Genomic DNA, 18,972 nt, shown 5'->3' with positions numbered 1-18,972 from the left:
GAGCACCAGCGCCGCCAGCTCGCTGACACCTACGAGGACTGACCTGGATCTGTGATGGTGTCGCACCGAGGCGCAGGCACCTCTCACCGCCCCGGTTGCAGCGATCACGGGCTCGTGGCGGGACACTGCGCACCCGCCTGGACAGGGCCAGGTGCCCCGGCCAGGCCCTGGCCGAGGAACAGGCTTGGCCACACGCGTTGCCTACTGCCCGCGCGCACCGTCGCCCTGGGGGAATTCAGTATTCGTCCTTGCCGTGGTGCCAACAGCATGCTTAGGGTCGAGCAGTGCACGTCGGATCGCGCCCACGTCGACAACCACAGCGTCGACGGTCAACGCAGAGGAGACCTCTCATGAGCACCTCAGCTCAGCGGATCACCCGACCCTTGGCCACTGTCCTGGTCGCAGCCAGCCTGGGCTTGGCCGGTTGCGGTACTGAAGGTCCAGAAACCGGCACGGATGTCGAAGACGTCACCGACGGCGAGATCGTCGAAAGTCCCGCGCAGGCCTCGGAAGGGGCTGGCGAGATGGCCTACGAGGGAGAGTACAACCAGCAGTTCCAGGACGAGGTCACCACCTATGTGGGAGAGCAGGTCACACTGTCCGCAGAGGTGAGCAGAGACCTGACATCGGACACATTCGAGATCGGAGGCCCCGTGGATCCGTTGCTCATCGTCGAGGAGCAGGAAGAACTGCCTCCCGTCGAGGAGGAGCAGGTCGTCCGCGTGATAGGCACCGTGCACGAAAGCTTCGATGTCACCGTGGTGGAGGAGCTCGGGATCGATCCGGTCGAGGAACTCGACGCGTACGAGGGAGAGCCGTACATCCGGGCCACCAGCGCCGAAATCATCGAATAGAACCGACCCGAAACGACCGGCACCTTCCGGAGGGGTAGCAAGGTCCGGAGGTGTGGCCGTGCAGTCGCTGGCCGGCCTGTGGGCGTCGGATACAGGGAAATCTCTCTCCTTGCGGTTTACATATGGCCTTGATATCGGCAGGTAAACAGGACGAGTACACACAGGTGCGACACCACGTCTCACCCTGCCTACGGGCATCTGCTCAGGCAACGACAGGGCGCATGGCAAATCGGCTTGGTTGCTGAGCCCGCGCGGCACGGTTTGTCCGTGCTGGTCAGCAAGGCGATCTCTCGTTTAATGAGAGATTTGGACGCACAGCCGGGCTATGGAACAGCTCCTGGCCGTGTTCCTGGACACTGTGCCGATGTGTTGGTCAGTCCTGGTGGCTGAAGGCGGCGTCGAAGGAGACCTGCGGCCGGTCCCAAAGCAGGGAGCGAACAAAACCGACGGCCTCGGCGGCGCCGTGGAGGCGGTCCATCCCGGCGTCCTCCCACTCGATGGAGATCGGCCCGGTGTAGCCGATGGCGCGCAACGCCCGGAAGGCGTCCTCCCAGGGCACGTCCCCGCGGCCGGTGGAGACAAAGTCCCACCCGCGCCGGGGATCCCCCCAGGGCAGGTGCGAGCCTAGGATCCCGGCTCGGCCGGTGGGCGGGCGCAGGCGGGTGTCCTTGCAGTCGACGTGGTAGATGCGGTCGGCGAAGTCGACGATGAACCCGACGGGGTCGATGCCTTGCCACATCATGTGGCTGGGGTCCCAATTGAACCCGAACGCTTCCCGCCGATCGATCGCCTCCAGGGCGGCCACGCTGGTCCAGTAGTCGTAGGCGATTTCGGAGGGGTGCACCTCGTGGGCGAAGCGCACCCCCTCCCCGTCGAAGACGTCCAGGATGGGGTTCCACCGGTCGGCGAAGTCCTGGTATCCGGCGTCGATCACGGACCGCGGGACCGGGGGAAACATGGCCACGTACTGCCAGATGCTGGAGCCGGTGAAGCCGACGACGGTATCGACCCCGAGCCTGCGGGCGACTTTGGCGGTGAGCTTGAGCTCCTCGGCAGCTCGTTGCCGCACGCCTTCGGCCTCCCCGTCGCCCCACACCCGGGAGCCGACGATGGCCTCATGGCGGAAGTCGACGGGGTCGTCGCACACGGCTTGGCCGGTGAGGTGGTTGGAGATGGCCCAGACTTTCAGCCCGTACCGGTCGAGGATCTCGGTGCGCCCGGCCAGATAGGCGTCGTCTTCCGCCGCCCGCCACACGTCGAGGTGATCGCCCGAGCAGGCGATCTCCAGTCCGTCGTAGCCCCACTCGGCGGCCATCCGGGCCACCTCCTCGAAGGGCAGGTCGGCCCATTGACCGGTGAACAAGGTGACGGGGTGGGAGTTCTCATGAGTCATGATGGGTTCCTATTCGAGTTCGACGACGTGTCCGTCGCGCTCCGGAAGCGAGCCGATGGGACAGGAAAGTGCTCCAGGACAGAGGATGCATCAGCCGATGTGCACCCATCGACCTGAGGCAGCGGACGAGAGGACGGCGTCGGTGAGAACGGCTGCGCGCAGGCCGTCATCGAAGGTCGGTAGCCCGTCCACCTCCGCGCCCCGAGCGGCCCGGTAGGTGTCGGCGACGAAGGAGGTGAACGCGTCGCGCCAGCCTTGTGGATGTCCTCCCGGCGACTGGTCGTAGGCGGTGGACAAGAGCGAGGCGTCCTCGTCGGCTCGATTCCAGATCCGGGTCTGCTCCCGCCCACCGATCCATAGGGTGTTCGGTTCCTCCTGGTGGAATTCGTAGGAATGCACGGGGGTGTCCACGGCGATGCGCAGGTCGTTCTTGTGCCCCGGCGCCGCCTGGGAGATCGCGACGCTGCCCAGGGTCCCACTGTCGAGCCGGAAGACGAGCATGGCCGCGTCCTCGGTTCTGACCGGCTCGGAGCTCGTCCCCCGGGTGTCGTAGACGGTGGACAGGTCGGCGATGAGGGAAGTGATGCGTTGCCCGGTGACGAACTCCAGGAGGTCACACCAGTGCACTCCGATGTCGGCGAAGGCCCGGGACTGACCGCCCTGGGCGGAGTCCACCCGCCAATTGGTATCCGTGGGGCGGGACAGCCAGTCCTGCAGGTAGGTGCCCCGCACCAGGTGAGGCGTGTCCTCACCTGTGGACAGACGGGCCCGCAGTTCACGGACAGAGGAGTAGAAGCGGTAGCCGAATGGCACGGTGGCCACCAGGTCGGTGGACCGCCAGTGATCGACCATGGCCTGTGCATCGGCCCGGTCGGTGGCCAGCGGTTTTTCGCAGATCACGTGCTTGCCGGCCTCGAGGGCGGCGCGTACGAGATCGGGATGGGTGTCGTTGGGAGAGCAGATGTGCACCACCTCGACACAGGGGTTTTGGATGAGTTCCAGGGAGGTGGAGTGCACTTCCTTGGCTCCCGTTTCCTGCCCTGCCCGCTGACCGGATGCCCGGTCTCGGCTGGCTGCGGCCAGCACCTCGTGCCCGGAGGCGCGCACCGCGTGGGCGTGGACGCGGGCGATCATGCCTCCGCCGATGATTCCTGCGCGCACCGGACTACTTCCTCCGCGCCAGGGCCACAGCGAGGATGATGATGACGCCGCGGACGATGTTCTGTTGGCTGGTGTCCAGGCCTGCCAGCACCAGACCGTTGTTGATCACCCCGATCAGCAGCGCCCCGATCACGGATCCGACGACGGCTCCGCGCCCACCGAACAGGCTGGTACCGCCGAGGATGACCGCTGCGATGACGGACAGTTCGTCCCCGCTGCCCCACTGGTAGCGACCGGACTCCAGGCGTCCGGCGTAGAGCATGCCGGCGATCGAGGCGGCCACGGCGGAGGCCATGAGGACGCTGAAGATGATCCGGCGCGTGCGGACGCCGCTGTAGATGGCGGCTTGCTCGTTGCCGCCGGTGGCCAGCACCCGACGGCCGTAGGCGGTGCGGTGCATGACGATCGCCCCGATGATGGTGGCGATGACGACCCAGATGAGCAGCGCCGGGACCGGGCCGATCGACCCACCGCCGAAGAAGGCGTTGAACCCGGGCGAGAGGATGGGCTGGGGGGCGGAACCGGTGATCCACATGGCCACGCCCAAAGCGATGCCCATCATGCCCAAGGTGACCAGGAACGATGGAATCCGGGCAAAGGCCACCAGGCTGCCAGTGACCAGGCCGACGAGCACGCCGGTGCCGATCCCGGCCAGGGCGCCGGTGACAGGACCGCCGGCGGCCACGCCCATAGCGGCGGTGACACTGGCCAGGCCGGCGACGGCGCCGACGGACAAGTCGATCTCGGCAGAGGCGATCACGAACGTGACGGCCACGGCCATGAAGGCGATCATGGCCGTCTGTCGGAAGATGTTCAGCAGGTTTTCGACGGTGGCGAAGCCTGAGTCGTGCAGGAAAATGACGCAGATCCCGTACACCAGGACCAGGCCGATGTAGATGATGTAGTTGCGCCAATCCACCGAGCTCTTGCGGGCAGCGGTGTCCGCATGAGCCGGGGCTGGGGTGGAGGTAGAGGTGGACATGGTCAGACTCCCTGAATGGTCAATTGGAGCGACTCTTCGTCTTCGATCTCGGAGCGGTCCAGGGTGGATTGGATGTGGCCCTGGCGCAGGACCAGGATGCGGTCGCTGACCGCCAGCAGTTCGGTCAGTTCCGAGGAGATCAGCACCACGGAGGTGCCGGTTCGGGACAGTTGTCGGATCAGCTCGATGACTTCGCCCTTGGTGCCGATGTCGATGCCGGCCGTGGGCTCGTCCAGGATGAGGATTTTGGGCTCGGTGGAGACCCAGCGGCCCAGGACGACCTTCTGCTGATTGCCACCGGACAGCAGCCGGATCTCGAGGCTGGGGGTCGCCCCTTTCACCTCGAACTTCTTCAGCACCTCTGTCACGAACTGTCGTGAGCGCCGTTCGTCCATGAGCGGGCCTCGACGGAATCGGCCGAGCAGCGGCAGCAGCAGGTTGTCGCGGATGCTGTGAGAAAGCACCAGTCCCTGTTCACGGCGGTCCTCGGGCACGAGAGCGAATCCCGCTTCCATGGCCGAGACCGGGTTCCTCACGGAGACAGGCTCACCGTCGACGAGGATCTCGCCGCTGCGGTGCGTGTCGATGCCGAAGAGAGCTCGTGCGAGCTCGGTACGGCCTGAGCCCATCAACCCGGCCAACCCGAGGACCTCCCCGGGGTGAACGGTGAACGAGATGTCCTCCAAGCCGTGTTCGGTGGACAGATCCTTCACCTCCAGTCGCGGAGTCCCGGAACGATCCACCCCGTGGGTCTCGTAGACCAGCGCGTTCTCCAGTCGACGCCCGATGATGGCCTCGACGAGATCCTCCGGGGTGATGTTGGCGGCGTGATCGGTCAGCACCACGGCCCCGTCGCGCATGACCGTGATGCGGTCGGTGACCCGGTAGATCTCCTCCATGCGGTGAGAGATGTAGACGATGCCGATCCCTTGGGACGTCAACCGTTTGATCAGCGCGAAGAGAATCTCAGATTCCTTCTTCGACAGACTTGCGGTGGGCTCATCGAGGATGAGCACCCGGGCGTTCTGGGAGATGGCCTTGGCGATCTCGGTCAGTTGCCAGTACGCCGTGCTCAACCGTTCTACGGACGCTTTGGGGTTGACCGGCAACTGGAAGGTCTCGAAGATCTTTTCCGTCTCACGCTCCATGGCCTCCTCATCGATCAGACCCATGGCATTGCGGGGTTCGCGGTTGAGGAAGACGTTCTGGGCGACGCTCAAGGTGGGGACCAGGCTGAACTCCTGGAAGACCATGCCCACCCCCGCCTCACGGGCAGCGATCGGGGAGTTGATGGTCACGGGATGTCCGCCCACGGCGATCTCCCCGGCGTCGGCGCTGTAGACGCCTTGCAGGATCTTCATGAGCGTCGACTTGCCCGCTCCGTTCTCCCCAGCGAGGGTGTGGACCTCACCGGCGAGTACTTCGAAGTCGACTCCCTGCAGCACCCGGTTGGCGCCGAAGGCTTTCTCGATGCCCTGCATGGACACGGCGACGGTCCCGGTCGTGGGCGAAGGGGTCTCGGTTTCCCTGGACATGGCTACTGCAGCCCTTCCACGGTCACCCATTGTCCGCTTCCGGAGGACTCCAGGATCGCGTCGGCGATCTTCTCGATCTGGTAACCGTCGGCGAAATCGGGGCTGGCTGGGGTGCCGTTGACGATGGCGTGGAAGAGGTCGTGGGCCTCGATGATCTTGGTCTCGCCGTAGCCGATGCCCAGGGCGGGGATGGGCCACAGCGCTTCCCCGTTCGGATGGGCGGGGCCGGTGTAGATCGTACGGAAGCCTCGCTCGGCGGGATCATCGGAGGCGAAGATCACCTGCAACTGGTCCCGCTTCTCGTAGTCGAAGGTGATGGAGCCTTCGGTGCCGTGGATTTCGAAGGTCAGGAAGTTGTTCCGGCCCCAGCCGTTGCGGGTGGCTTCGATGCTGCCGATCGCGTCGTTGTCGAAGCGGAGCATGGTCATGACCTCGTCATCGACGTCGACGGTCTCCTTCGGGGCGTTGGCATCACCGCCGGCACCGAGCTTGTCGACGGTGCCGCTGGGCACGGGACGCTCCGGGATCCAGGTACGGGCTTGGGCACTCACTGCGGAGATCTCCCCCACCAGGTACCGGGCGATGTCGACGACGTGGGTGCCGATGTCGCCCAGGGCGCCGCTGCCGGCGATGTCCTTGCGGAAACGCCAGGACAGCGGGGAGTCCGGGCTGGCCGACCAGTCCTGCAGGTAGGTGCCGCGGAAGTTGAGGATCTTGCCGATACGTCCGTCGTCGATGAGCTTCTTGGCGTAGGTGATCGCGGGCGTGCGGCGGTAATTGAAAGCCACCATGGTGGTGCGGTTCGAGGCCTGTGCCGCCTCGTGCACGGCCTTGGCTTCTTCGGCACCACGGGCCAGAGGCTTCTCGGAGATCACGTGTTTGCCGGCCTGCAGGGCGGCGATGGCGATCTCCGCGTGCAGATGGTTGGGAGTGGCGATGTCAATCACGTCGATGCTCGGGTCCTCGATGGCCGCACGCCAGTTCGTGCCCGAGCGGTTCCATCCGTAGCGAGCCGCAGCATCGGCCGCGGACTCTTCGTCCACGTCGATCAGCAGCTCCCGCACCGGCTGGGCGGGTGCCGGCCAGAAGAACATCGGCATGGTGGCGTAGGCTATGGAGTGCGCCTTGGCCATGAATCCGGCGCCGATAATGGCGATCTTCAGCTCTTGCATTGTGGTTGCTCCATTTCTTGTGCTGGCTCAGAGGTCAGGTCGTGGGCGGGGTGCACTCGACGTAGGACTCCCGGATGGGCTCGGGAACGTCCTGGTGATAGATGTCCTGCCAGGCCTCCAGCAGGTTGCCGTGGTGCACCGGCAGGGCGCCGAGGGCCACATAGGGCGGTGCATCTTTTCCGAGCAGCCCGTAGGCGGCCAGGGTGGCCTCGGCCACACCTTGGTCGTAGGGGCGTTGGGCGCCCAGCCCGGCCACCGCAGTGTTCTGAGCCATGGCGATCGCCACGTTCAAACCCAGATCCTCGGTGGTGATCTTGATGTCCTGACGTTCTGCCGTACGGACGGCGGCCATGATCCCTTCGGCGGGCACGTCCCAGACACCCCAGAGGCCGTGGATGTCGTCCTGGTGCCTCAGGAGCATGGCGTTGGCGGTGTTCTGGGCTTCTCCGGCCAGGTCGGCGCCGGAGATTCCCCGCTCGGCGATGATGTTGATGCCGGGGTATTCGTTCTGGATGGTGTCGGTGAACCCCTCATGACGCTGGTTGGTCACGAAGAAGTCGACCCCGTACTTGATCACCCCGATGTTCCCCTCCCCCTGGAGTGCCTGAGCCATCAGGTGGGCGGAGACGACCCCGTTGCCGTAGTTGTCCGCAGAGACCGCGGAAATGTAGTCCTCACCCGGAACGAACCCGGACGGGACGTTGTCCATGAACACCAGTTCGATCCCGGCTTCAGCAGCCCGGCGATAGGCTCCCGCCGTGGCCACGGCATCCGTGGGGATCGAGATCATGATGTCGGGTTGGCGAGAGATCATGTTCTCGATGTCCGAGACCTGCTTGCTCGGGTCCTGTCCGGCGTCGGTGACGCCGATGACCTCGATGCCGAGTTCGGCGAACCGTGTTCTCAGCCCATTGAGCTGTGCGGCGGTCCAGTCGTCGCCGGTGTAGTGCATGACGATGGCTGCGGTAGCCTTCTCGGCCTTGACCTCCTCGACCTCGTCGCCGGTCAGCTCCAAGGTATCGGCGGAGACCGGTTCCTCCCCTTGCGGTCCCTTGCTGAGGACCTGGCCTTCCATCTCCTGCAGGGCTTCCTGGGCCGGGGCATAGTCGGGCAGCAGACACGTGCTGTTCGCGGTGCTGGAAGCACATGCCGTCAGGGAAACCGATAGGGTCACCAGGCCGGCTGCCGCCGCCAGACGGCTTCGGCGGCTCACAGTCCCAGGCCTCTCAGGTACTGGCGGCTGCGCCGAGCGGCTTCCGCGGGGTCCCCGTCGTAGTAGTCCAGCTCCACGACCACCCAGTCGTCGTAGTGCGCCTCCTGGACGGCGTCGAGAATGCCACGGAAGTTCAGCTCCCCATCCCCCAGCGGCAGGAAACGACCGCTGGCGGAGTCGTAGTCCTTCAGGTGCACCAGCCTCAGGCGGTCGGAGTACTTGCGCACGACCTCAACCGGGTCTCCGCCGCCGGCGGCCAGGTGGGCGGTATCGGGGCAGAAGCCGATGCCGGTCTCGGCGAAGACAGTCTCCAGCTGTTCGGGGGACTGCACGATCGTGCCTAGATGAGGGTGGAAGCACGCACGCAGACCGTTGCTCTCGGCAATCTGCGCCACGGTGTCCAGCGCGTCACCAAGCCGCTTGTAGTCGTCCTCGCGGGTGCCGGTCGCCCGGATGGCGCCACCACCTAGGACGAGGTGACCGGCCCCGGCCGCCGCGGCGAGTTCGGCCGTGGAACGGACCTTGTACAGCTCGTCCTCCAAGGCGTCCGCATAGATGAAGCTTCCGCCGGTGTAGACGCTGACCAGTTCCAGTTCGTGGTCGGAAAGCTTGGACTGGAGGTCGCCCAGGTGGGAGGAGAAGTCGTGGAGGTTGCCCTCGAACATCTCCACCCCGGAGTACCCGGCCTGCTGGATGGGGGCGAACGAGTCGGTCACCGTTCCGGCCGATCGGTAGTAGAGGTCCTTGATGCTGGTGACGCCGGTGGGGTCGCCGATGACTCCGCCCCACGTGATCGAGTGGTACGCCAACTTCACTGTCTGCTCCTTGGGGTGTGAGGGAACTCACGTGTTATGTTGTTCATGTGCAGACTATTGCCGTTCATATACATAAGTCAAGGGTGTCTACCGCCCGTTCCGCCGGAAAGGATGTTGGATAGGACCATGCCCACTCCCGCTCTGCTGTCCGGTATGGACGCCAACCTCGCCCATAGCGCCGCCCTCACCCTGGGAATCATCCGCAGGGAAGGGCCCCAGACCCGGCCCGACCTGGCAGCCAAGACCGGTCTGGGGCGTACCGCCCTCGCCCAGCGCCTCACCGTCCTGCAGGAGGCGGGCCTGGTGATGGAGGGTGAGTACGGAGAGTCGACCGGTGGGCGAAACCCCCGCCTCCTGCGTTTCAACGCCTCGGCCGGGCTCGTCCTCGGCCTGGAACTCGGGGCCACCTCGTTCACGGTCGGTGCCACGGATCTGGCGGGCAACGTGCTGGCTCTCCGCAACGCAGTTCATGAGATCGCAGCCGGGCCCGAGCCCGCACTCTCTCGGGCCGAGGAAGTGCTCAAGGACCTGCTGGCCAAGGCGAATCTTTCGGAGAGAGACGTCTGGGGCGTCGGCGTTGGGCTGCCCGGACCTGTCGAGTACGCCACCGGGCGCCCCAGCGCACCGCCGATCATGCCGGGATGGGACAACTACCCCGTGCGAGAACGACTCACAGCTGTGTTCCGAGCCCCGGTATGGGTCGACAATGAGGTCAATGTGCTAGCCCTCGCCGAGCTCAGATCCAGGCGGGAGCTCTGGGGCCAGGACTTCATCTACGTGAAGATCGGCACCGGCATTGGAGCGGGGCTCGTCTCGGCCGGGCGGTTGCACCGCGGGGCGCAGGGCAGCGCCGGAGACATCGGGCACGTGGCTGTGTCCGGGGCCGAGAACGTGGCGTGTCGGTGCGGCAAATACGGGTGTCTCGAGGCCATCGCCGGCGGCGGAGCACTGGGGATCCAGGGGCTGCGCGCCGCCCAGGACGGCCGTAGCCCCATCCTCCATGAGCGACTCACCGAGACCGAGAACATCACAGCCCAAGATGTCATTACCGCAGCCCGCGATGGAGATCACTTCTCCGTGGAAGCCCTCACTCACAGCGGTAAGACCATCGGCTCGGTCCTGTCGACGCTCGTCAACTTCTTCAACCCATCGATCATCTTGATGGGTGGGGGTGTCATTTCAAGCGGCGGCCACTTGCTGGCAAGCATCCGTGAGACCGTCTATCAACGCTCTCTACCCCTGGCCACACGGGACCTGGTCATCCGCCCCGCTCACCTGAACAGCACCCGAGAAGGCGGCATCATTGGTGCAGCCCACCTGGCACTCGACGAGCTCTTCGATCCGGCCACCTTCCAGCGCCTCATCACTCATGGGCCGCCGCGCAGCGTGGAGGAACTGCAAGCCGCGACGGCTCTCGCTTAGGACTTGACCCCGGCGACAGCAAGTCCGTCTTCGCGTCACCGCTGACTGCTCGAGGCTTTTGCCGCGGGGCGTGGTGTCCGCCCACCGTGACTTTGACGCCTGGTGTTTGTCGGCAGCGATGGAAGTGGTGGTCCCGGGTGGACACCATCCGCCGGTCTCCACACCGGAGTTCCCAGATCCAGGCGACGTGCAGGTGGGCCATGGTGTCGTCGACGACTGCCTGGAAGGACGGGTGTCCCGGAGCGTGGACCTCGACGTGGTCGCCGGGGCGCAGAGCCGAAGGGGTGACGGCCGTGTCGTCGGATGGCGCTGTGTCCCCTGGCGGGGCGGTGTGAGTGGGCGTCGCGAGCAAGGATCTCTGGGGCGGTGAGGCGCTGTGACCAGTTCTGGCGCTGGTGGAAAGAGCCATGGTGCTACAGCCTTTTGCCGGCGGTGAGGGACTCTGCCATGAACTCCGCCACGACTTTCTGCGAGATGGCCACGTCCAGGACGTAGACCCCCTCGTCGTGGGTGTCCAGCCAGTCCTCGAGCACGGCCAGGTCGGCCAGGGTGTGGGCCTTGGTCCCGGCCGCGCCCATTGCCCGGCCCAGGGCCGCGAAGTCGACCTCGTCGATGAGCATCGCGGTGGGGTCCAGGCCCTTGGACGCGTACTGGTGCAGCTCGGCCCCGTAGGCGGAGTCGTTGAGCACCACGATCACCCCGCGGCGGGTGGCGCGGAGGAAGGTCTCGAGGTCGGCCAGGCCCATCAGCCCGCCGCCGTCGCCGGAGAAGAACACGGTGGTGCGCTCGGGGCGGGCCACCGAGACCCCGGCGGCGGCGCCGAAGCCCAGCCCGATGGACTGGAAGGCGGTGCCGACCAGGACCATGGCCTGCGGGTCCGGGACGGAGAGGTACATCGGGGCCCAGCCGATGAAGTGGCCCCCGTCCATCACCACCGACCGCTCATTCGGCAGGATGTCCTCGAGGGCCGCGACGACGGCGCGGGGGTTGAGCCGGCCGTCGGGGCCGAACTCGGCCGGGTCCTCCACCGGGGCGGCGGAGCGGAAGGCGTCCCCGGCCACCTCGGGGGCGGACGCCCGCCAGGTGGCCGTCTCCTCGGCGGCGGGGATGCGGGCCAGCAGCCCGGCCACGGCCGGGCTGAGGTCGGCGCGGAGGTATCCGGTGACCTGCGGGTGGGCGACCACGGGCTCGGGTTCGTTGTCGATGCGGATCACCCGGGTGTCGGGGCCGAAGAGCGTGCCGTAGCGGGACTGGAAGGCGTTCAGTGACGCCCCGGCCACCAGCACCACGTCGGCCTGCCGGGCCAGCTCCAGGCGGTGGTCGCGGGTGAAGCCCCCGGCGATGCCCAGGTTCCAGGGGGAGTCCACGGCGTTGGTGGCCATCACCGAGGTCATGAACAGGGCCCCGAGCCGGTCTCCGAGCTCGGCCAGCTCGGTGGTGGCCCCGGCCAGCAGGACTCCGCGCCCGGCCAGGATCAGCGGGCGGGTGGCGCCGCGCAGCTGGGCGGCGATGCGGTCGAGTTCTTCGGCCGAGGCATTCCAGACCGGCTTGCCCGGCAGCGGATCCAGCGCCACCTGCTCGGTGAGCGGGGCGGTGGCGTGGTCGTAGGGAATGGCCAGCACCACCGGCTGGACCGTCTGGGCAGCCAGGTCGAAGGCCCGGTGGGTGATCGCGGCCGCGTTGTCCGGGGTCGCGACCAGGGTCGTGACCCCCACCGCCGCGGCCGCGGCGGTCTGGTCGATGTCGAAGGGACGCGCACCCGTGGTCGGGGCGTCGCCGACGACCAGGACCAGGGGGATCCGGGCCAGCCGGGCCTCGGCGAGGGCGGTGTAGGTATTAGTGAACCCGGCCCCGTAGGTTGTCGTCGCCGCCCCGACCCGTCCGGTGGCCCTGTAGTACGCATCGGCCATGGTCACCGTGGCGACCTCGTGCCTGGCGGAGGTGAAGCCGAATCCGGCGGAGGTGAGGTGACTGATCAGGTGGGCGTTGCCGTTGCCCATCAGCCCGAACAGGTGGTCGGTGCGCGCAGCGATCACCTCTGCCACCGCAATGGAGACGTTCGCGGAACCAGGTGTGGCGGTCATGCCGTGCCTTTCGGATGCCGGATGAGGGTCGAGGCCGGGGTGCTCCGCCGCCCTGCGGTGGAGCACCCCGTGTTGTGGTGAAGGAGCCGCGGGCTCAGCCGGCCGCGACCGTCAGGAAGGGAACGGCCAGGGAGGTCAGGAACAGCGTCACGGCTCCGCCGAGGCGGGTGGTGAGGGCGGCGAAGGGCATCAGGTGGATGCGGTTGGCCGCGCTGAGCACGGAGACGTCGCCGGACCCGCCGGTGTCGGCCATGACCAGCCCCGGGGTGATGGAGGCTTCCACGAAGTTGAACTTCATCAGCCAGCCCAGGGTGCCGGCGGTGAGCCCGGAGATCAGCACGGTGGCGACAGTGAGGCCCATGAAGACGGGGTCGGACAGGGAGGTGATGACCTCGGCGATGTCGACGTAGGTGATGCTCACCCCGACCAGCAGGGCGGGGATGAAGTAGGTGGTGAGCATCTCGCCCCACTCCGAGCTGGCCTCTTCCAGTTCCCTCGGGAAGAGCCCGAAGATCTTGATCAGTGCGGCGGCCAGGATGGTCCAGGCGTAGGCGTGCAGGAACGGGAGGTACGTGGAGATCAGGGTGCCGAGCACGAGCAGCCCGCCGGCGATCGCGATGCCCTTGCCCAGGGAGAGGAAGCTTGCGGCGGTCTTCTTCGGCGGCAGGGACAGCTCCGTGGACCGGCCCTTGATGCGCATCAGCTCGCCGTGACCGTTGAAGCCCACGAACCACTGCTTGCCGCGCTTGCCCATGCCGTTGTACATGCCGGCGACCAGGATGCAGACGATGTTGGCGATCACGAGCGCGGACATGAGGTCGCCCATGAAGTTCGAGGGGTCGGTGCCGGTCTGAGCGGCGTACATCTCCGACATCGGCACCGCGCCCACGCCCAGGCCGCCGGCCATGATCGGGGCGGCGACGAAGAGAACGCCTTCGATGAAGCCGTAGCCGGTGATCGCCGCGAGCAGCCCGACCAGGACGAAGGTGAGGATGATACAGCCCAGCAGCGGGACGACGAAGCGGGGGCCGGCCTTCATGAGCAAGGTGCGGGGCATGCCCAGGATGGTTCCGGCGATGACGGCGACGACGAAGAAGTCGAGGAAGCCGTAGCCGGCCAGGAAGTTCTCCACCACGACCACGACGTTCTCGGGCATCACTCCGAGGAAGATCATCATGGCCGGCACAAAGGTGCACAGGATGGTCGGCAGGCCGTAGTCGCGGATGACCGGCACGAGGCGGCCGATGGCCATGAGCAGCCCACCCAGGACGACGGTGGTGGCGAAGCCCACGATCATGGTGTCCGGGAGACTGTCGGTCAGCGCGGCGACCAGCAGGGTCAAGAACAGTGCGCCGAAGTACAGCCCTGGCATGTCGGCGATGCGGAAACGGTCGCGCTTGCGGCCCGTCGGGGCACCCCCGCCGGGCGACTGCGGGGCCGGTGTGGGAGGGGGCACCGTCTCAGTGTGCCGCTCAGCGGCGTGGTCGGTGGTGTCACCGGCCGCCGTGGTCGGTGTGTTCGTGGTGCGAGAGGTAGCAGACATCGTTGTCCCCCAGGACAGTGTCGGGCACGGCGGACCGCGGGGCGGGTCGCCGGTGCAGGGTGTGGTGTGGGTGGGGCTGTTATCGGGTGGCGGGCTGGGCGGCCGGAACGGCCGGGGAGTGGGCGACGACGTCGCGGGCGAGCTGGACGGCTTCGTGGAGGCCGTCCTCGTCGATGCCGGTGTCGTGACCGGTGGTGTGCAGGTGGGCCACGAGCTGCTCGGTGGCGATATTGCCGTGGGCGCCGGGGGCGAACGGGCAGCCGCCGTAGCCGGCCAGAGCGCTGTCGAAGCGGGTGATGCCGAGGTGTTCGACTGCGGCGGTGACGGTCTCGAGGGCCTGGCCGTGGGCGTTGTGCAGGTGCAGGGAGTAGGCCAGGTCGGGTTCGGCCCCGAGCACATGGTCCAGGGAGGCCAAGACCTGGGCGGTGGGCGAGGTGCCGAGGGTGTCGGCCAGACCGATGTCGGTGATGCCCATGGCCTGGAAGGCCCGGACCACCCGGAGCAGGTGGGCGGGGTCGATCTCGCCCTCGAACGGGCACGTGAACGCCGTGGAGATCCCGGCGGAGAAGTGGATCTGCGGATAGTGGGCGATCTCCGCGGCGAGGTTCGCCAGGGCGTCCTGGATGGACTGCCCGGCGTTGGCGGAACTGTGGGCCTGACTGGCGGAGGTGACGACCTGGATGTCGGTGGCCCCCGCCTCGACGGCCCGGGCGATGCCACGACCGTTGAGCGCCAAGGCCGTGTAGGTCACTCCCGGTGCGGCGGGGACGCCGGCCAGGACATCGGCGGCGTCGCCCATCTGCGGGACCTTCCTCGGGTTCACGAAGGAGGCCACTTCGAGGCGGGTGATACCGGCGGCCACCAGCGCCTGGGCGACGGAGACCTTGTCGGCGGTGGGGACGACGACGTCCTCGTCCTGGAGTCCGTCGCGCAGGAACACGTCGGTGATCTGGATCTGCATCTCAGCGCACCCCCTGCAGGGTGAGATCGGCGATCTCCTCGGGGCTCAGACCGGCCAGGTCACGCAGGACCTCCTCGTTGTGCTGGCCCAGCTCCGGTCCCACCCACTGGACCCGGCCCTCGTGGCCCGGGATCTTGGGGACGACGCCGGGGAAGCGGATGAGTTCGGGCTCGTCCTCGACGACGACCTCGTGGGTCTGGATCATCTCCCGGGCCAGGTAGTGCTCGTCGGCGGCGATGGACGGGGCGTCGTAGACGGGGCCGGCCGGGACCCCGACGGCGTCGAGCAGCTCGAGCACCTCTGCCAGGGGATGGCTGGAGGTCCAGTCGGAGATGGCGCCGTTGAGCTCCTCCTCCCGGGCCCCGCGGGCCTCGGTGGTCAGCAGCGAGGTGTCGGCGGCCAGGTCCTCGCGGCCGATGGCCTTCATGAGACGGACGAACACGGAGTTGGAGTTGCCGCCGATGACGACCTCCAGATCGTCCTGCGTGGGGTAGGAGCCCGTGGGCACCACGCCGGGCAGGGCCCCACCGGTGCGCTTGCGGATCATGCCGTAGGCGTCGTAGTCGGGTACGAGGGACTCGAGCAGGCTGAACACGCCTTCGTAGAGGGCGACGTCGACGACCTGCGGGCCCTCGGAACGGGCCCCGTTGGCTTTCTGCAGCATGAGCATCAGGGCGCCGATGACTCCGTAGAGCCCGGCGACGGTGTCTCCCATGGACGCCGCGGCCCGGCCGGCGGGGCGGTCGGGCTCGCCGGTGATGTAGCGCAGGCCGGCGAAGGACTCGGCGGAGCTGCCGAAGCCGGCCCGGTTCTTGTAGGGGCCGGTCTGGCCGTAGCCGGAGATCCGCACCACGACCAGGTCCGGGTTGAGCTCGGTGAGCACGTCGGGGCCCAGTCCCCATTTCTCCAGGGTGCCGGGGCGGAAGTTCTCGATCACCACGTCGCACTGGGCGGCGATCTTCTTCACGGCCTCCCGTCCCACGTCCGAGCGAAGGTCCAGGGTCACGGACTTCTTGTTCCGGCCCAGGGTGCGAAAGAGCATCGAGGTGGCCCCGCGGGTCTTGCGCCAGTCGCGCAGCTCGTCGCCACCGTCGGGGCGTTCGATCTTGATGACCTCGGCGCCGAAGTCACCGAAGAGGCGGGCGGCGAAGGGAGCCGCGATGAAACTGCCCAGTTCCAGCACGCGGATACCTTCCAGCGGGAGGGTGTTGCCCTCGATGTGCAGATTCTCGGTCATGGTGCCTGCTTCCTTGGTCCGGACTCGCGACATCCCATATATCCCACTGAGTGGGATATCACTGTCGTTTAGCGGGAAGACGGTAGCAAGTGAGCCAGGACACACACAACCCCCTCGACGAGAAATGTCGAAGGGGTCGCGACGTAGGTGACGTAGGTGTGGTGGGGAATCAGGGGGTTGCCTGCTCGAGGTCGTCGCTGATGCGCCTGGCGGCGGCGGCGACGGCGTTCCCGAAGTCGGTACCTGGAGATACCTGCACGCGGGCCAGGGGCATGGCCAGGCACACCGTGGCGAGAGTCTGCCCCCGCAAGCACACCGGGGCACTCACCGAACCGAGCCCTGGGGTCCGCCGGCCGGAGGATTCCACCCACCCGTGGGCCTCCAGCTCGTCCAAGGCCTCCGGCTCGTTGGCCAGCAAACGCCCGCTGGAACCGGCCGGCAGGGCCAAGCGCGAGCCCGCGGGCAGGGTCGCCCGCAGCTCCTGCGGACTGTCGACGGTGACGAGGCAGATGCGGTCCTCGCCGCGACGTATCCACAACTGGGCGCTCTCGCCCGTGGCGTCCCGCAGGCCGGTCAGGACCGGAAGCGCGATCTTCTCCAGAGTCGACTGCACGAAGCGCTGCCCCAGCCGGAAGTCCCCGCTCTCGGTGCGGCGCAGGAATCCGTAGTCCACCATCGACAGGGCCAGCCGGTGCGCCGTGGACACCGAGAGTCCGGTCCGGCGGGCCAGCTCGCTTGCCGAGGCCGAGGACAGGTTCACGGCGTCGAGGATCGCGGCCACCCGTTCCAGGGTGCGGTTGCTGGCCGGTGACTCAGGGGATGACATGAAACCACCCTATGACCGGAGGCCCTCGTCGGTATGAAACCGGCCTAGGCCGGAGAACGCCTCAGTGGTGCCATCACCGCAATTGTTCTGGACTCCCTCGGCGGACGAGCCGATGCAAGCGCAGAAGGCGGACTTCGGGATCATCCGGATGACCCGACTGCTGGAGGTCTTCCGCTCCGGCTACTACGAGTGGGCGTCCCGGTGTGTGGCCGGCTCGGGCCCGCGGGTCGTGCGTCGGACACGGGCCGGTCAAGCGGTGCGAGCCGCCCACGAGAACGCCGACGGGGTGGATGGGGCACCGCGGATCACCGCTGTCCTGGCCCGGGACGGGCTGGTGGTGGTCCTCATCATCCGTCTGGTCGGGTTGGGGGTGGTGTCGCACAACCGATGTCGCGATGTCCACCACGATGAGCCGGGAGTCGAGGCCAGGGTGCCGCAGCGCCAGCACCATGGCCACCTGCCCACCCAGGGAGTGCCCGACGACGGCGACCCGTCCGACGGCGGTGGTGTGCAGGGTGCTCGTCTGGATCTCACCCAGCCTCCGGGTTCAGGCGGAAGCGGTCCCCACAGCCGTTTTCTGATGATCGGTCGAATGGCCGGCCACGTCCATCCGCCACGACCTGTTCTCGGGCGGGGACTCCCGCGATCGCAGCTGGGAGTCGCCTGAACAGCGCTTGACCGTGCCGCACAGGCTCGCTTGCTACGGTGCGCCAGCCATCTCCAGAAAGGACGGTCACGTCATGCGAAGGAAGTTGCTCACCAGTGTCGCGCTGGTCGGATCACTCATCGGGCTCAGCGCCTGTGGCACAACGGGCGCCGGGGACTCCGAGCCCACCACCGCCGGCACGGCCGGGGCCGGCGCCCAGCAGGACGGCGGTTCCCCCCGGGCCGGGGAGGCCTCGTCCGACGCCGAGGGCGGCCAGCAGGCCATGCCGGAGCCCGACCTCGAGGGCATCCCGGACGTCGTCGCCACCGTCAACGGCGAGGGGATCTCCGGGGACGACTTCACGGGCGTCTACGAGTCCCGGTTCCAGCAGGTGGCCATGCAGGCACAGATGTCGGGCGAGGAGATCGACCAGGACCAGCTGAAGAAGCAGACGGCCGACTTGATGGTGGGCAGCGAGCTGCTCGTGCAGGATGCACGGGACAAGGGCCACGAGGCCACGGACGAGGACGTGGACAAGCTGTTGAAGGAGGCCGCCGAGGCCCAGCAGCTCGGTTCCGTGGACAAGCTCCTGGCCACCTACGAAGAGCGGGGCTTCTCCGAGGAGCAGGTGCGCTCCGATGCGAGGAAGCAGGTCCTCATGACCGCGTCGATCGAGGAGATCGACGTTCCGAAGCCGACCGAGGAGGAGCTGAAGGCCCTCTACGACCAGGCGGCGGCCCAGCCCCAGAGCGGTCAGGGCGGTGAGGCCGGCGCCCCCGCCGAGACCCCGTCCTACGAGGAGCTCAAGCCGCAGCTGGAGCAGCAAGTCGCGGCTCAGAAGCAGGACGACGCCATCATGAAGCGCATGGAAGAACTGAAGGAGGATGCCGACGTCGACGTGAGGGTCTGATCCGTCCCAGGGGTGGGGAGCGGTCCGGAGCGACGCATTAGGCCGGCTTCTCCGGTTCGAGCTGTGCCGCCGAGGCCGGCACCCCGTCCTCGAGGTGGCCGACGTTCTCCTCCCGCCTCGCGGAGGACGGGCGCAACCGGGCCAGGGCTGCGGCCGAACGCGTCCCGGCCTTGCAGTTCAGGACGAGGTCGGTGCCGCGGGTGCCGGCGGGCAAGACC

17 protein-coding genes are annotated in these 18,972 nt (G+C 67.4%); 3 read left to right on the top strand and 14 right to left on the bottom strand.

The window, feature by feature from the left end; genetic code table 11:
• Positions 1-350 precede the first annotated feature (350 nt).
• Positions 351-854 carry a hypothetical protein gene (locus tag ACH9EU_RS02665; RefSeq protein WP_396412384.1) on the top strand — a complete coding sequence of 168 codons (504 nt, stop codon included), beginning with the start codon at positions 351-353 and terminating at the stop codon, positions 852-854.
• Between the two features lie 373 nt (positions 855-1,227).
• Here the strand turns inward: ACH9EU_RS02665 and ACH9EU_RS02660 are convergent, their stop codons facing one another.
• The 7 genes from ACH9EU_RS02660 to ACH9EU_RS02630 form a co-directional block, all read right to left on the bottom strand.
• Complete coding sequence (locus tag ACH9EU_RS02660; protein ID WP_396412383.1) at positions 1,228-2,247, bottom strand: TIM barrel protein; 1,020 nt, start codon at positions 2,245-2,247, stop codon at positions 1,228-1,230.
• A 90-nt stretch (positions 2,248-2,337) separates the two neighbouring features.
• The gene (locus tag ACH9EU_RS02655) at positions 2,338-3,408 is read right to left on the bottom strand and encodes a Gfo/Idh/MocA family oxidoreductase (RefSeq protein WP_396412382.1); all 1,071 of its coding nucleotides are present in this window, start codon (positions 3,406-3,408) and stop codon (positions 2,338-2,340) included.
• A 4-nt stretch (positions 3,409-3,412) separates the two neighbouring features.
• Positions 3,413-4,390, bottom strand: coding sequence for an ABC transporter permease subunit (locus tag ACH9EU_RS02650; RefSeq protein WP_396412381.1), 978 nt, complete (start codon positions 4,388-4,390; stop codon positions 3,413-3,415).
• A 2-nt stretch (positions 4,391-4,392) separates the two neighbouring features.
• A complete protein-coding gene (locus ACH9EU_RS02645; RefSeq protein WP_396412478.1) occupies positions 4,393-5,871 on the bottom strand; it encodes an ATP-binding cassette domain-containing protein in 1,479 nt (492 codons plus the stop codon).
• Positions 5,872-5,927: 56 nt separating this feature from the next.
• The gene (locus ACH9EU_RS02640; protein ID WP_396412380.1) at positions 5,928-7,097 is read right to left on the bottom strand and encodes a levoglucosan dehydrogenase; all 1,170 of its coding nucleotides are present in this window, start codon (positions 7,095-7,097) and stop codon (positions 5,928-5,930) included.
• Between the two features lie 34 nt (positions 7,098-7,131).
• On the bottom strand, positions 7,132-8,310 hold the full coding sequence (locus tag ACH9EU_RS02635; protein WP_396412379.1) for a substrate-binding domain-containing protein: 1,179 nt from the start codon (positions 8,308-8,310) through the stop codon (positions 7,132-7,134).
• A complete protein-coding gene (locus ACH9EU_RS02630; RefSeq protein WP_396412378.1) occupies positions 8,307-9,125 on the bottom strand; it encodes a TIM barrel protein in 819 nt (272 codons plus the stop codon). The genes ACH9EU_RS02635 and ACH9EU_RS02630 overlap by 4 nt, the downstream gene beginning before the upstream one ends.
• A gap of 126 nt (positions 9,126-9,251) precedes the next feature.
• Between ACH9EU_RS02630 and ACH9EU_RS02625 the strand changes: the two genes are divergently transcribed.
• Positions 9,252-10,547, top strand: a complete 1,296-nt coding sequence (locus ACH9EU_RS02625) for an ROK family transcriptional regulator (RefSeq protein WP_396412377.1) — start codon at positions 9,252-9,254, stop codon at positions 10,545-10,547.
• A 413-nt stretch (positions 10,548-10,960) separates the two neighbouring features.
• Here ACH9EU_RS02625 and ACH9EU_RS02620 read toward each other — a convergent pair whose 3' ends face one another.
• From ACH9EU_RS02620 to ACH9EU_RS18310, 6 genes are all read right to left on the bottom strand, one after another.
• On the bottom strand, positions 10,961-12,631 hold the full coding sequence (locus tag ACH9EU_RS02620; protein ID WP_396412376.1) for a thiamine pyrophosphate-binding protein: 1,671 nt from the start codon (positions 12,629-12,631) through the stop codon (positions 10,961-10,963).
• Positions 12,632-12,725: 94 nt separating this feature from the next.
• Entirely contained in the window at positions 12,726-14,087 is a 1,362-nt protein-coding gene (locus ACH9EU_RS02615) for a 2-hydroxycarboxylate transporter family protein (protein ID WP_396412375.1), read from the bottom strand.
• A gap of 166 nt (positions 14,088-14,253) precedes the next feature.
• On the bottom strand, positions 14,254-15,135 hold the full coding sequence (locus tag ACH9EU_RS02610) for a hydroxymethylglutaryl-CoA lyase (protein WP_396412374.1): 882 nt from the start codon (positions 15,133-15,135) through the stop codon (positions 14,254-14,256).
• Position 15,136: 1 nt separating this feature from the next.
• Positions 15,137-16,372, bottom strand: a complete 1,236-nt coding sequence (locus ACH9EU_RS02605) for a CoA transferase (RefSeq protein ID WP_396412373.1) — start codon at positions 16,370-16,372, stop codon at positions 15,137-15,139.
• A 169-nt stretch (positions 16,373-16,541) separates the two neighbouring features.
• Positions 16,542-17,198 (bottom strand): IclR family transcriptional regulator domain-containing protein, encoded by a 657-nt coding sequence (locus tag ACH9EU_RS02600; protein ID WP_396412372.1) that lies wholly within the window; start codon positions 17,196-17,198, stop codon positions 16,542-16,544.
• Positions 17,199-17,271: 73 nt separating this feature from the next.
• Positions 17,272-17,712 (bottom strand): alpha/beta fold hydrolase, encoded by a 441-nt coding sequence (locus tag ACH9EU_RS18310; RefSeq protein WP_449555789.1) that lies wholly within the window; start codon positions 17,710-17,712, stop codon positions 17,272-17,274.
• 226 nt (positions 17,713-17,938) lie between these two features.
• Between ACH9EU_RS18310 and ACH9EU_RS02590 the strand changes: the two genes are divergently transcribed.
• Positions 17,939-18,754 carry a SurA N-terminal domain-containing protein gene (locus ACH9EU_RS02590; protein ID WP_396412371.1) on the top strand — a complete coding sequence of 272 codons (816 nt, stop codon included), beginning with the start codon at positions 17,939-17,941 and terminating at the stop codon, positions 18,752-18,754.
• Between the two features lie 37 nt (positions 18,755-18,791).
• On the opposite strand, the gene ACH9EU_RS02585 is transcribed toward ACH9EU_RS02590, so the two are convergent.
• The gene (locus ACH9EU_RS02585) at positions 18,792-18,968 is read right to left on the bottom strand and encodes a hypothetical protein (protein ID WP_396412370.1); all 177 of its coding nucleotides are present in this window, start codon (positions 18,966-18,968) and stop codon (positions 18,792-18,794) included.
• Positions 18,969-18,972: the final 4 nt, after the last annotated feature.

It is taken from the genome of Kocuria rhizosphaerae, assembly GCF_044462265.1.
GTDB classification, from domain to species: Bacteria; Actinomycetota; Actinomycetes; order Actinomycetales; family Micrococcaceae; genus Kocuria; species Kocuria rhizosphaerae.
The sequence above is the reverse complement of the archived record's forward strand: the minus strand, read 5'-3'. Positions and strand labels throughout refer to the sequence as shown.